Source organism: Tolypothrix tenuis PCC 7101 (assembly GCF_963874875.1).
Taxonomy (GTDB): domain Bacteria; phylum Cyanobacteriota; class Cyanobacteriia; order Cyanobacteriales; family Nostocaceae; genus Aulosira; species Aulosira tenue.
Genome location: NZ_CAWNJS010000001.1, coordinates 2,939,220 through 2,953,038 on the forward strand (window position 1 = coordinate 2,939,220; position 13,819 = coordinate 2,953,038).

At 42.7% G+C, this 13,819-nt stretch carries 9 protein-coding genes and 1 pseudogene; 7 read left to right on the top strand and 3 right to left on the bottom strand.

The window, feature by feature from the left end; translation table 11 throughout:
* Positions 1-266: 266 nt before the first annotated feature.
* A complete protein-coding gene (locus tag AACU25_RS12075) occupies positions 267-1,784 on the bottom strand; it encodes a thioredoxin-like domain-containing protein (RefSeq protein WP_096575891.1) in 1,518 nt (505 codons plus the stop codon).
* A gap of 182 nt (positions 1,785-1,966) precedes the next feature.
* On the opposite strand from AACU25_RS12075, the gene glsA reads away from it, so the two are divergent.
* Positions 1,967-2,854, top strand: coding sequence for a glutaminase A (gene glsA, locus AACU25_RS12080; RefSeq protein WP_422641102.1), 888 nt, complete (start codon positions 1,967-1,969; stop codon positions 2,852-2,854).
* 10 nt (positions 2,855-2,864) lie between these two features.
* Here glsA and AACU25_RS12085 read toward each other — a convergent pair whose 3' ends face one another.
* Positions 2,865-4,619 carry a hypothetical protein gene (locus AACU25_RS12085; RefSeq protein WP_190445629.1) on the bottom strand — a complete coding sequence of 585 codons (1,755 nt, stop codon included), beginning with the start codon at positions 4,617-4,619 and terminating at the stop codon, positions 2,865-2,867.
* Positions 4,620-5,340: 721 nt separating this feature from the next.
* Between AACU25_RS12085 and psaA the strand changes: the two genes are divergently transcribed.
* The 5 genes and pseudogenes from psaA (at position 5,341) to AACU25_RS12105 (ending at position 12,019) form a co-directional block, all read left to right on the top strand.
* A complete protein-coding gene (psaA, locus tag AACU25_RS12090) occupies positions 5,341-7,599 on the top strand; it encodes a photosystem I core protein PsaA (RefSeq protein WP_096575895.1) in 2,259 nt (752 codons plus the stop codon).
* Positions 7,600-7,724: 125 nt separating this feature from the next.
* Positions 7,725-9,950 carry a photosystem I core protein PsaB gene (gene psaB, locus AACU25_RS12095; RefSeq protein WP_096575897.1) on the top strand — a complete coding sequence of 742 codons (2,226 nt, stop codon included), beginning with the start codon at positions 7,725-7,727 and terminating at the stop codon, positions 9,948-9,950.
* 178 nt (positions 9,951-10,128) lie between these two features.
* Positions 10,129-10,392: pseudogene (locus tag AACU25_RS36900) on the top strand (transposase); the annotation flags it as partial.
* Between the two features lie 190 nt (positions 10,393-10,582).
* On the top strand, positions 10,583-11,023 hold the full coding sequence (cynS, locus tag AACU25_RS12100; protein ID WP_096575899.1) for a cyanase: 441 nt from the start codon (positions 10,583-10,585) through the stop codon (positions 11,021-11,023).
* A gap of 93 nt (positions 11,024-11,116) precedes the next feature.
* Complete coding sequence (locus AACU25_RS12105) at positions 11,117-12,019, top strand: DNA-methyltransferase (RefSeq protein WP_096575900.1); 903 nt, start codon at positions 11,117-11,119, stop codon at positions 12,017-12,019.
* Positions 12,020-12,204: 185 nt separating this feature from the next.
* Here AACU25_RS12105 and AACU25_RS12110 read toward each other — a convergent pair whose 3' ends face one another.
* Entirely contained in the window at positions 12,205-12,399 is a 195-nt protein-coding gene (locus tag AACU25_RS12110) for a hypothetical protein (protein ID WP_167725788.1), read from the bottom strand.
* 467 nt (positions 12,400-12,866) lie between these two features.
* Here AACU25_RS12110 and AACU25_RS12115 point away from each other — a divergent pair, with 467 nt between their 5' ends.
* Positions 12,867-13,802: an ion channel gene (locus tag AACU25_RS12115; protein ID WP_096575902.1), complete on the top strand. Its 936-nt coding sequence runs from the start codon at positions 12,867-12,869 to the stop codon at positions 13,800-13,802.
* Positions 13,803-13,819: the final 17 nt, after the last annotated feature.

The window sequence follows — 13,819 nt, forward strand, 5'->3', positions numbered from 1 at the left end:
AGAGGTAATGTATAAAGTAAAAATAAAATAACTGTAGGGTGTGTTAGGCGCTCATTTCCAATATAATTTGTCACTAAATAACTATCCTAACGCCTAACGCACCGTCGCATGGATGGTGCGTTACGGCTAAATTTCAATTGTCTCTTTTTCCCAAATCCTTTCATAGCCGTAACACACCCTACTTAAGATTTAAACTAGTTAGTTAGGTTTCACATTTCATGAGAAGATATAAGTTTATTCTTTGCGCCTTTGCGTGAGAAATCATCCTACAAATTAGACGGCACACAAACATTCGGCGCACACAAACCCTCAAACTTTATTGTTGTCACCTCAAAAGAATTTAAATCTACACAACGAATAGCATGATTATTCGTATCAGCAATATATAACTTTGAACCCATAACACTCAATCCCGAAGGCTCAAAAAATCTACTATTCTTACCTTGTCCATCCAGCAAACCCATTGCACAATCACCCAAAATTGTTTGACAATTACCTGTGTTAGGACTAACTAATTTAATTTTGTGATTGTAAGTATCTGCTACCCACAAAAAATTATCTGCATATTCCACTCCTAAGCAATGCTGTAAGCGGACATTTTCACCCTGTCCATCAACATCACCAAAACCAAATAAATCTCCGCTACCGCACACAGTTCTAACTACACGCGGTTCCACAATTCCCACACCGCGAATTGAACTTATTTCACTATCAGCAATATATAATTCTTCGCCATTGCTAGTTATACCACTTGGTTGAGCAAAAGCAGATTCAGTTAGTAAACCATCAACACAACCTTCTGCACCAGTACCAGCATAAGTTTTAATTACACTAGGTTCTAAATTCATTTCCCAAATTTGATGAGGCCCAGCCATAGCAATAAATAGGGTATTTCCTACTTTCACCAAATCCCAAGGAGAATTTAATTTAGTTTCTAAAGCAGCACCACCATCAGGGCGAATATTACGGCTTTGTTCACCAGTTCCCGCTATGGTTTCTACCACTTGGCGCTGTAAATCAACTCGCCGCAAAGCATGGTTTTCTGTATCAGCAACATAAAGAATTTGATGATCTGCATCAAACGCCATTCCTTGAGGTGAAGAAAACTTAGCTTCACTGAAATTACCATCAGTTAAACCAGATTTACCAGTGCCAATAATGTGTATAATTTCGCCTTCTAAGCTACTCATTACCAAGCGATGATGACCAGAATCAGCAATAAATAAACCTGCTGATGTGGCTAATACTTTACCAGGAAAAGCTAAGGGTGTAATTAATGGTTGACGCTGCTTTTCTAAATTTAGGCTGAGTTCTTGAAAATTTATCGTACCTTTTTCTTTGTGTTCAGAAATCAGTTTTTCTAGTAGTTCATCTAAAGCATCACGATGTCCTTCACCGGAAACATAGCCAATTACATAACCTTGCGGATCTATAATCATTAAAGTCGGCCAAGCACGCACAGTATATTCTTGCCAAACCCGAAAACCACTATCTACTACAACAGGGTGTTCAATGTCATATCGCAAGATTGCTTGACGAATATTTTCAGTTTCTTTTTCGTTATCAAACTTCGCAGAATGAACGCCAATAACTGTCAGACTCTCTTTATATTTTTGTTCTAAATATTTTAAGTCTGGTAAAATATGCAAGCAATTTATACAACAGTATGTCCAAAAATCTAAAATTACGACTCTGCCCTTGAGTTGCTTAATAGATAATGGTGTATCGGTATTAAACCAAGTACTATTTTGTGGTAATTCTGGCGCTCTGACACGGGGCATCATAAATAATCTAAAATTCCCAATGAAACGACATAATTATGAATAAGCGTTCTACCTATCAACCAATGCAAATTGAATAGATGATCGCTTCGGCTATTCTTATCTTTTAGGGTTGCCTTTTTACTTTATCGAGAAATCTTGCAAAGGCTGTATCTATTTTGAAAGGACTGACAGCAATCACCACTATGGAGTTATCTGCTTGGGTACAGCAAGCCAAATCCCAAGCCGATAGCGGAAGAGTCGCCGATCGCACTCCCCGATTGAATATGGCTAACCCTGATTGGTTTGCGGTTAGCATCTGTTGTGTAACGGGACAAACTTACAGCTTGGGTGATATCAGTTGTGTGTTTCCCCTGATGAGTGTAATCAAAGCTTTTTCTCTACTCTATCTCTTAGAACATTTCGGTGCGGAGAAGGTTTTGCGATGGGTAGGAGTGGAACCCTCAGATGCGCCATTCAATTCTCTAGATCAATTAATGAGCGATCGCGGATACCCCCGCAATCCCATGATTAATAGTGGCGCAATTACCCTAGCCGATAAATTACCGGGAGAAAATGCAAGCGATCGCACTCAACGATTTTGTCTCTGGCTGAACCAATTAGCTGGCTGTCAACTCAAGCTAGATGAACTTATGCTAGCTTCAGTCCGATTAACTCGTTCCCCAGGTAATCAAGCGATCGCTAATCATCTCGCGCAAACCGGATACCTGAAAAACCTTGATATAGCTCTTGATACCTACGAGCAAATATGCTGTCTTTCAGGGACTGTAGAAGATTTAGCCAAACTGGGACAACTTTTAGCTTGTGAAAATCCCCTAGTAGCAACAAAAAACCGCAGGATTGTGAACGCTGTCATGCTAACCTGCGGCTTATATGAAGCATCTGCGGAGTTTGCTGTCAAAATTGGTCTACCAATGAAATCCGGTATTGGTGGGGGATTGCTAGCAATAGTACCAGGTGAAGGTGCGATCGCTTGTTATAGCCCCGCCTTAGATAAAGTAGGTAATCCCGTAGCAGGGCTAGCATTTATAGAAGTTTTAGCCCAAAACCTCAATTTAAGTATCTTTGGGTAAATTCTAACCGCTATTCCTGAGCGCTTTCCCCTTCAGCAGCAGGTGTTGGCGTAGCTTCTGGTGATGGCACTGTTTGCGGTGCAGGAGATTCGATAATTTCCGGTGGTGTTGGCGCTAAAGTGGGCGATGTTTCAGGGGTAGGGCGTGGACGACGCTGGAAATATTTACTCAAATCCGTTCTTGTTCGCTGTTTTACCTGAGGCTTGGGCAATTCCGTCGCCGCAGGCGTTGGCGTTACCTCTGGTTGAGGTGATTCCGTCGCCGTAGGTGTTGGTGTTACTTGAGGTTGAGGTGATTCCGTTGCCATAGGTGTTGGTGTTACTTGAGGTTGAGGTGATTCCGTTGCCGTAGGTGTTGGCGTTACTTGAGGTTGTGGCGATTCTTTTACCGTAGGTGTTACCTGAGGTTGAGGTGCTTCTGTTACCGCAGGTGTTGGCGTTACCTGGGGTTGAGGCTGTTCTGTTACCACAGGCGTTGGCGTTACCTGGGGTTGAGGCGATTCTGTCGCCGCAGGTGTTGGCGTTACCTGTGGTAATGTTGGCGACACGCTAGGAGATGGTGTAGCCGTAGGGCGAGAACGGCGTTGGAAATATCCGCCTTTTGGTTTTTCTAGTTGTGGAGTGACTTTTTCAGGTAATTCAGGCGCAGCAGGTGATGGTACAACTGGCTGTGGTTCTGGGCTAGTTTCTGGTGATGGTAGAATTGGTGGTTCTGTTATCGGTGTTTCTGGAATCTCAGTTGCTGGAGTTGGCTTAGTTTCAGGTGTGGGTTCAGGGCTAGGTGCAGGTTCAGCAGGTGGTGTCTTCGGAATATAGTTTGGATCGACAATGCCACGCACATCATCAGCTTTGAGTTCGCCGCTCACAATTCGTGAAAGAGTATCTTTACCTTTAGGCTGGTAATCAATCAACCCAACTGTAGTATTAAAGACATTTTTGACAGGATTACCCTGGTTATCAAGAAATTCCAGCTTCACCCAGTTTTTACCGGGTTTGAAACCTTTGAGGTAAACTGCTTGCCAGCGATCGAGAACAAAGCTTTCACCATTAATTGTGCAACGAATCCGCCAATCACTGATTCCGCTGTTGGAGTTTTCTTGCGAAACAAGGTGTAGGGGAGCGTTAGTTAAATAAAAGTCCAATAGTATTGGTTCTGCCCCATAGTCACCTTGAGGGCTGCTGTAGGTTAGTACAGGTAGTGCTGGCTCGGGATTATTATCATCAGTTTTGGCTAAAATGTGAAACTTTATCTGGGCGTAAGCACCTTCATTTTTAAAACTTTCATCCCAAGGGCGAGATGCGAAGACACGTAAGCTGTGAGTTCCTGGGGCTAAGTCCGAGAAAACTAATGGCTTATTTAAGTCATAAACAGCTATATGTGGTTGGTTATCCAAAATTACATGGAGATGAGTCCCCAATTTCCATTTTGGATCTTTAAATATAGGCAGATCCTTAACTTGAAAGCGGACTGTTACCTGATTATCCGGCAAGACTTCATCAGCTTGAGGTGTAACTATAGCCACCTGTGGCTGGTAGATATCCAATGCGGAGCGCAGTTCTTGGATTGTTGCTGGTGGAGAAACTTCCGCAAATTCCTGAAAACTTTTTTGTGGAGTTGCTCGATTACCCACTGCTACATCTTGGCTGACAGCTTTATCACCACAGCTTGCCAAACTCAAGACTAGTAAAAATGTTATTAACCATCTCACAACAGCAAACCTCCTAGAGAGGAGATGCTCTAAAACTGCTTTGTGCCACGATTTCATGCCTTCTACCCAGCGTATAGTTTCCAACAACTGACAAATTATTTTGGCTCAAAGTGTCCATAGGGAACTATAGCCCAAAAGCATGGGCGCCGGTGACAAGTAGACAAGAGAACAGGGGAGTATAAGGAGCAAAGGAAGTAGAGGACATTAGACATCTCCATACCGATTACCAATTACCCATGACCAATGCCCAATTCCCCAGAGCGCATTACCTAAAAAATTTCTAACTATATGAATAAAAAATACTAATACCTAGCCCCTAGTTGCTTCTTAATACCTTGTTAATTTATGTAGTTTATGAAAAGCAAATAATCTTTACTTTGTGTTTTTTTAATAACTGCCGCAATATGTCTTCTTCTTGACAGTTTTTTTTACCAATAGCAAATTTTCAGTCCACAACAGCAAGCACAACCGCTGAAATCCTTGCTGTGGGCTGGTAAACCATAAATTTTACGAATTGTTATAGTTTGTAAATAAAATGGATAATCTATTGACTTTTTGTCAATTAGTTTGAACTTCAAAGGCAGAGTAGACAATTATTCCAGTGATTTTGAATTATTGTTAAATTCTCTCCAACAATGTACAACTTAAGACTTTATAATTCAACAGAAACAAACTTCCACATCGGGTCTTCATCGCCCCCCAGAAAATCTGGCGGATGCGAGAATGGTTAACTTTGTGGTTTCCTGATTCCTCATTCCTTATCTTGAGAGGAGGTCGAATGACGATTAGTCCTCCGGAGCGAGAGGAAAAAAAGGCAAAAGTAATAGTCGATAACGATCCGGTACCTACCTCTTTTGAGAGATGGGCACAGCCTGGACACTTCGACAGAACCTTAGCCAGAGGTCCCAAAACCACCACATGGATTTGGAACCTACATGCCCTCGCCCACGATTTTGATACACATACAAGCGATCTACAAGATATCTCCCGCAAGATATTCGCAGCCCACTTTGGTCACTTAGCTGTAGTGACCATTTGGTTGAGCGGGATGATATTCCACGGTGCTAAGTTCTCTAACTATGAAGCTTGGCTCAGTGACCCACTAAACGTTAAGCCTAGTGCTCAAGTCGTTTGGCCTATTGTTGGGCAAGACATCTTAAATGGTGATGTTGGCGGTGGCTTCCACGGTATTCAAATCACCTCTGGCTTGTTCCAAGTATGGCGCGGCTGGGGTATCACCAACTCATTCCAGCTCTACTGCACTGCCATTGGCGGTTTAGTATTAGCAGGCTTGTTCCTGTTTGCTGGTTGGTTCCATTACCACAAGCGTGCTCCCAAACTGGAATGGTTCCAGAATGTGGAATCCATGCTGAATCACCACCTGCAAGTATTGCTGGGCTGTGGTTCTTTGGGATGGGCTGGACACTTAATTCACGTGTCCGCGCCGACCAACAAGCTATTGGATGCAGGGGTAGCTATTAAAGATATCCCCTTGCCCCATGAGTTCATCCTGAACAAGAGCGTCCTAATTGACCTATTCCCTGGTTTTGCAAATGGTATAGCGCCTTTCTTCACCTTGAACTGGGGTGCTTATGCTGACTTCCTAACCTTTAAAGGTGGTCTCAACCCAGTCACAGGCGGCTTGTGGATGACTGATATATCTCATCACCACTTGGCGATCGCTGTACTGTTCATCATTGCTGGTCACCAATACCGCACAAACTGGGGTATCGGTCACAGCATCAGAGAGATCCTCGAAAACCACAAAGGCCCCTTCACTGGTGAAGGTCACAAAGGTCTTTACGAAAACTTGACCACATCTTGGCACGCTCAATTAGGTACTAACCTTGCCTTCTTGGGTTCACTGACAATCATCATCGCGCATCACATGTACGCGATGCCCCCCTATCCATATTTGGCAACTGACTACGCTACGCAGTTGTGTATTTTTACTCACCATATTTGGATCGGTGGTTTCCTGATTGTTGGTGGTGCTGCTCACGCTGCTATTTTCATGGTGCGTGATTACGATCCAGTTGTTAACCAAAACAACGTACTGGATCGGGTGATTCGTCACCGAGATGCGATTATCTCCCACTTAAACTGGGTGTGTATCTTCCTAGGCTTCCACAGCTTTGGACTTTACATCCACAACGATACAATGCGTGCCTTGGGCCGTCCCCAAGACATGTTCTCCGATACAGCAATTCAATTGCAGCCAGTATTTGCTCAGTGGGTACAAAATATCCATGCCTTAGCTCCAGGTGGAACAGCACCCAATGCTTTAGAACCTGTTAGCTATGTATTCGGCGGCGGTATTTTGGCTGTAGGCGGTAAAGTAGCAGCTGCTCCCATTGCTTTGGGCACAGCAGACTTCTTAATTCACCACATTCATGCCTTTACCATTCACGTAACCGTTCTCATCCTGTTGAAGGGTGTGCTGTATGCTCGTAGTTCTCGTCTGATTCCAGACAAGGCAAACTTGGGCTTCCGCTTCCCTTGCGATGGGCCTGGTCGTGGTGGTACATGTCAAGTATCCGGTTGGGATCATGTATTCCTCGGACTATTCTGGATGTACAACTCCCTGTCAATTGTGATTTTCCACTTTAGTTGGAAGATGCAGTCTGATGTTTGGGGAACTGTAGACGCAGCAGGTAATGTGACTCACATTACTGGTGGTAACTTTGCCCAAAGTGCCATCACAATCAACGGTTGGTTGCGTGACTTCTTGTGGGCGCAAGCTTCACAGGTAATCAACTCCTACGGAAGTGCGCTGTCTGGTTATGGATTGATGTTCTTGGGCGCTCACTTTGTTTGGGCATTCAGCTTAATGTTCCTGTTCAGTGGTCGTGGTTACTGGCAAGAGCTAATTGAGTCTATCGTTTGGGCTCATAATAAACTGAAGGTAGCACCAGCAATTCAACCTCGCGCTTTGAGCATCACTCAAGGTCGGGCAGTAGGTGTAGCTCACTACCTCTTAGGAGGAATTGCTACCACCTGGGCATTCTTCCACGCACATATTCTTTCAGTAGGGTAGCAATCAGCTATAAGGAGTACTGAGTGCTGAGTAGTGAGTGCTGAGAATTCAGAAATTATTACTCAAAACTCAGAACTCCCAAAGCTGAAACATGATGGCTAAAGGTCAGAGGAATTATCAAACCTATGGCAACAAAATTTCCAAAATTTAGCCAGGATCTCGCACAGGACCCGACTACGCGTCGGATATGGTATGCGATCGCTACAGGCAACGACTTTGAAAGCCATGATGGCATGACTGAAGAAAATCTTTACCAAAAGATTTTCGCCACTCACTTCGGTCACTTGGCAATCATCTTCCTGTGGGCTTCCAGCCTCCTGTTCCACGTAGCCTGGCAAGGTAACTTTGAACAGTGGATCACAGATCCCCTTCACATTCGCCCCATCGCCCATGCGATTTGGGATCCCCACTTTGGTAAACCAGCTATTGAAGCTTTTACCCAAGCTGGTGCTAGCAACCCCGTAAACATTTCTTACTCTGGTGTTTACCACTGGTGGTATACCCAAGGGATGAGAACCAATGCTGACCTCTACGCAGGTTCTATCTTCCTGCTGTTGTTCGCATCAGTTCTATTGTTTGCTGGCTGGTTGCACTTACAACCCAAGTTCCGTCCAAGCCTGGCTTGGTTTAAGAATGCTGAATCTCGCCTTAACCACCACTTAGCAGGTTTGTTTGGCGTTAGCTCTTTGGCTTGGGCTGGTCACTTGATTCACGTTGCTATCCCCGAAGCTCGCGGACAGCACGTAGGTTGGGATAACTTCCTCACTACTCCTCCTCACCCAGCAGGGTTACAACCCTTCTTTACTGGTAACTGGGGTGTTTACGCTCAAAACCCTGACACAGCTGGTCATGTATTTGGTACATCCCAAGGTGCAGGTACTGCAATTCTCACCTTCTTAGGTGGTTTCCACCCTCAAACAGAAGCCCTGTGGTTGACTGACAATGCTCATCACCACTTGGCGATCGCTGTTCTCTTCATCGTTGCTGGTCATATGTACCGTACCAACTTTGGTATTGGTCACAGCATCAAAGAAATGATGAATGCCAAAACTTTCTTTGGCAAACCTGTTGAAGGGCCATTCAATATGCCTCACCAAGGCATTTATGACACCTACAACAACTCCCTGCACTTCCAATTAGGTTGGCACCTAGCTTGTTTGGGTGTTCTCACCTCTTGGGTAGCGCAACATATGTACTCCATGCCTTCCTATGCGTTTATCGCTAAGGACTACACAACACAGGCAGCGTTGTACACCCACCACCAATACATCGCCATCTTCTTGATGGTTGGTGCTTTTGCTCACGGCGCTATCTTCTGGGTTCGTGACTACGACCCCGAACAAAACAAAGGTAACGTACTAGAGCGTGTGCTACAGCACAAAGAAGCGATTATCTCCCACCTCAGCTGGGTATCTCTCTTCTTAGGTTTCCACACCTTAGGTTTATACGTTCACAACGACGTAGTAGTTGCTTTCGGTACACCTGAAAAACAAATCCTGATTGAGCCAGTATTTGCTCAGTTCGTCCAAGCAGCTAATGGTAAGGTACTGTACGGATTGGATGTACTGTTGTCCAACCCCGACAGTGTTGCTTACACAGCTTATCCTAACTACGCTAACGTCTGGTTACCTGGTTGGTTAGATGCTATCAATGCTGGTACCAACTCTCTGTTCTTAACAATTGGCCCTGGCGACTTCTTGGTACACCATGCGATCGCCTTAGGTCTGCACACCACCACCTTGATTCTCGTTAAGGGTGCTTTGGATGCTCGTGGTTCCAAGCTGATGCCCGATAAAAAGGACTTCGGTTATGCATTCCCTTGCGACGGCCCTGGTCGTGGCGGTACTTGCGACATCTCTGCTTGGGACGCTTTCTATCTAGCTCTGTTCTGGGCATTGAACACAGTAGGTTGGTTAACCTTCTACTGGCACTGGAAACACCTGGGTATTTGGCAAGGTAACGTTGCTCAGTTCAACGAAAACTCCACATACCTCATGGGCTGGTTCCGTGATTACCTCTGGGCTAACTCTGCTCAGTTGATCAACGGTTACAACCCATACGGCGTGAATAACCTGTCTGTTTGGGCTTGGATGTTCCTATTCGGACACCTAGTATGGGCAACAGGCTTCATGTTCCTCATCTCCTGGAGAGGTTACTGGCAAGAGTTGATTGAAACTATTGTTTGGGCACACGAGCGTACTCCTCTAGCTAACCTAGTTCGCTGGAAAGACAAGCCCGTTGCACTCTCCATCGTTCAAGCTCGTTTGGTTGGTCTAACTCACTTCGCTGTGGGCTATGTTCTCACCTACGCAGCATTCCTAATTGCTTCTACTGCTGGTAAGTTCGGTTGATCTGGCTGCTAGTTTTGTAGGTAATTAATAAAAAATCCCCTGCCGCAAGGTGGGGGATTTGTTGTTGGGATAGTAACAAGATTAAATTTTATTTTTATTAATGGGAAAGATGAAGAAAGGGCGGGCAAGATGCCCACCCCACAAGAAAAACCACAATAAAAATAAATAATTAAACTCAATGCAAGAGCCAAGGTTAAAAATTTTTCAGAGAAGATTGCCTCATTGGGAGTTAGAGGGGGCAGTTTATTTTATTACCTTTAACACTTGGGAGAAGTTAGAACTTAGCCCAGAAGCTAGAGAAATAGTTTTTAATTCTTGCTTGTTTTTTGATAAAAACAGATATAAGTTATTTGTCTTTGTAGTTATGACAAATCATGTGCATTTACTCATTCAACCATTACTCAAATCTGAAAATGAGTTTTGGTCACTGAGTAGCATTATGGGCATCTTGCCCGCCCTTTGTAGACTTAAGTGCCAGTTTAAAATTAACTATTTAATCGATTTAATTCTCTCTATTACCTCTGAATATTTTTTTGTATCCCCTTGTTGTAAATAAAGGTTAGCAGCAAGCTGCCAATCTTTAATGGTAAAATTTGACTCTAGCAAATTTAATTTACTGCCATAACTACCCAATGTCTCTTCCCGAAATTACCCAAACACTATTAAAAGCTAAGAAAGAGAAAGGTTTGAGCTTTGCTGATTTAGAAAAAATTCTGGGACGAGATGAAGTCTGGATTGCTGCTGTATTTTATCGTCAAGCTAGTGCTTCTGAGGAAGAGGCTAAGTTGCTACTTGAGGCATTAGAATTAGGGCCTATATATATTAAAGAGCTAACTGAATGCCCTGTAAAAGGATTAGGCCCAATAGTGCCAACCGATCCCCTGATTTATCGCTTCTACGAGATTATGCAGGTGTATGGTTTTCCTATTAAAGATGTGATTCAGGAAAAATTTGGCGATGGGATTATGAGCGCAATTGATTTTACCTTGGATATCGAAAAAGAAGCAGATCCCAAAGGCGATCGCGTAAAAATTATTATGTCAGGAAAATTTCTACCATACAAAAAATGGTAGGGTAGGTTTTTATATTTGGATAGGATCGGTTCTTTCCTATCCTTTTGTAAGTAAATATTATTTTTAACTGCTAATTGTAAACATTAACTACTCTTGACAAAAAAAGCTCAAAAATCACAGAAATCGAGTAATTTTCAACCTTATTATACTCAAAATAATGGTGCATTATATTTAGGTGACAGTCTAGAACTGATCAAATGCATTGATGACAACACTATTAATTTAATCCTCACTTCACCGCCATTTGCACTGACACGCAAAAAAGAATATGGTAATGAAAGTGCAGAAAAGTATATTGAATGGTTCTTACCTTTCGCCTCAGAATTTAAAAGAGTACTCACTGACGATGGCTCATTTGTTTTAGATTTAGGTGGCGCTTACCTTCCCGGAAATCCCGTGCGGAGTATCTATCAATATGAGCTTTTGGTGAGATTATGTAAAGAAATTGGCTTTTTTCTCGCTCAAGAATTTTATCACTATAATCCAGCAAGATTACCTACCCCTGCTGAATGGGTAACAATTAGGAGAATCCGCGTTAAAGATTCAGTGAATGTGGTTTGGTGGTTATCCAAAACTCCCAACCCTAAAGCAGATAATCGAAAAGTTTTAAAACCATATAGCCAGAGTATGCAACAATTACTCAAGCATGGCTATAAAGCAAAAATACGTCCTAGCGGACATGATATTTCTGATAAATTCCAAAAGGATAATCAAGGCGCAATTCCGCCTAATTTGCTAGAAATTGCCAATACAGAATCTAATAGCGCTTATTTACGTCGGTGTAAAGAGGCAGGTATAAAACCTCATCCAGCTAGGTTTCCCCAAGCCTTTGCAGAGTTCTTTATTAAATTTTTGACTGATGAAGGAGATCTAGTATTAGATCCATTTACTGGATCTAATACTACGGGATTCGTTGCTGAAAATTTGCAACGTCAATGGATTGCTTTTGAAATTAATGAAGATTATGTTACTGGAAGTCGTTATCGTTTTAGCTAACAATCAGTAAAAAGCGGACAGTGAGCAGTTTTTCTCGAGAATACTGAATTATTCACTGTAATAACTACTAAGTTTTTGTGAAGACTAAATCGCCAATTCTAACATTGAAGCCACTAACTCTTTTAATAGTTATTCAACTAATATTTTTACCTAAGATTGTAAACTTTTGACTCCTAGCAGTAAGTTTAGATTTCACCATTAACCTGCATTTTATGCACTTCGTCTGCTAGCTCTTGACGACTTTGTTCGTCCATTTTGTCAATTGCTATCATGCCCATGAGAATAACCTCTTTTAAAGTTAACCGTGTTGAATGTGCTTGTTTTTGCACAATCTCCTTAATGATGGGACTAACTCCTATCGCTGTACTCGCTCTTGCCACAAAATAATACTTAAATATGAACGACTGCGCCTAAATCTTAGCATTTTCTTTCGCGTTATTCTACATAAGTTGAGTAATAAATTAAATTACTCAAATGCATAATATGCATAACAGCATGAATAACACACACACTTAGATATAGCAGATTAAAGGAAATTTTTCCTACTCCTATAGCTATAAAATTGGCAAAATTTTGATAATTCTATCGGATAGTTAGCGAGTCTGTATTAAGCGCAATTAAGCGCATTTTGATACTTTTTCTTAGTTCTGATGTGATAGCTGTGTTGAGCCTATCTAGAGTTGAATTTATGAAAACGTTGTTATACATGGGTTATGGGAAATCAAAAGATTTTCTCATTCATCAGCAGAATGTGGGTTAATAAAAATAATTGCACATTAGATAGATGTCAATTCCATATAGTGGCACTAGTTCTCCTACTGATTAGCAGTGATTTTGGCTACTCCCAATGAGATTCCCACTCAAGAAACTTTTTCGCAAGCAAGGGGCGCATAGGCGATCGCGTGTACATATTAAAATCAGGGATGGGCAATTCCAGATTGTGGGGATGGGTGTTTGGTATTCTTACTGGCGTGATCCCTACCATCTGCTGTTAACAATTCCCTGGCCTGGGTTTTTCTTACTGATTGCTGTAGCATATTTGGCTACTAACGCCGTATTTGCTTTAGCATACCTGGCTGGAGGAGATTGTGTAGAAAATGCTAAACCAGGCTCTTTCTTAGATGTCTTCTTTTTTAGCGTGCAAACCTTGGCATCCATCGGCTACGGTGCTATGTATCCTAAAACACCTTATGCCAATACCATTGTGACTATTGAAGCAATGGTAGGTTTGATGGGAATTGCTGTCATGACAGGGTTAGCGTTTGCGCGGTTTTCGCGTCCTACTGCTCGTGTGGTTTTTAGCCGAGTTGCAGTGATTACACCCCATGAAGGACAGCCGACGCTGATGTTTCGCACCGCTAATAAGCGCCGCAACTTGATTTTGGAAGCACAGATGCGGGTGTACCTGATGCGAGACGAAGTTACCGCTGAGGGACATTATATCCGTCGCATTCACGAACTCAAACTACTAAGGAATCTATCACCTAGCTTCACATTAAGCTGGTTAGCAATGCATATTATTGATGAGTCTAGCCAGCTTTATGGAATGACTACAGAATCTTTACTCAAAACAAATAGCTCTATTGTGGTTTCACTAAGCGGTATTGATGAAACCGTAGCCCAAGTGCTTCATGCCCGTCATACTTATAGTGCCACTGATTTACTGTGGAACTATCAGTTTGTCAATATTATGCACGAGACAAGTGATGGACATCGCTACATTGATTACCAGTATTTCCACGATGCCGTCAGTTTAGATGAAATTAGCCATGATGAGTCCTGAGTTTTGAGCAAAAGCAG

Bases quoted from the DNA above. Each gene is read 5' to 3' on its own strand.
- AACU25_RS12075 (WP_096575891.1), bottom strand. From the start codon at position 1,784: ATGATGCCCCGTGTCAGAGCGCCAGAATTACCACAAAATAGTACTTGG.
- glsA (WP_422641102.1), top strand. From the start codon at position 1,967: ATGGAGTTATCTGCTTGGGTACAGCAAGCCAAATCCCAAGCCGATAGC.
- AACU25_RS12085 (WP_190445629.1), bottom strand. From the start codon at position 4,619: ATGAAATCGTGGCACAAAGCAGTTTTAGAGCATCTCCTCTCTAGGAGG.
- psaB (WP_096575897.1), top strand. From the start codon at position 7,725: ATGGCAACAAAATTTCCAAAATTTAGCCAGGATCTCGCACAGGACCCG.
- psaA (WP_096575895.1), top strand. From the start codon at position 5,341: ATGACGATTAGTCCTCCGGAGCGAGAGGAAAAAAAGGCAAAAGTAATA.
- AACU25_RS12115 (WP_096575902.1), top strand. From the start codon at position 12,867: ATGAGATTCCCACTCAAGAAACTTTTTCGCAAGCAAGGGGCGCATAGG.
- cynS (WP_096575899.1), top strand. From the start codon at position 10,583: ATGTCTCTTCCCGAAATTACCCAAACACTATTAAAAGCTAAGAAAGAG.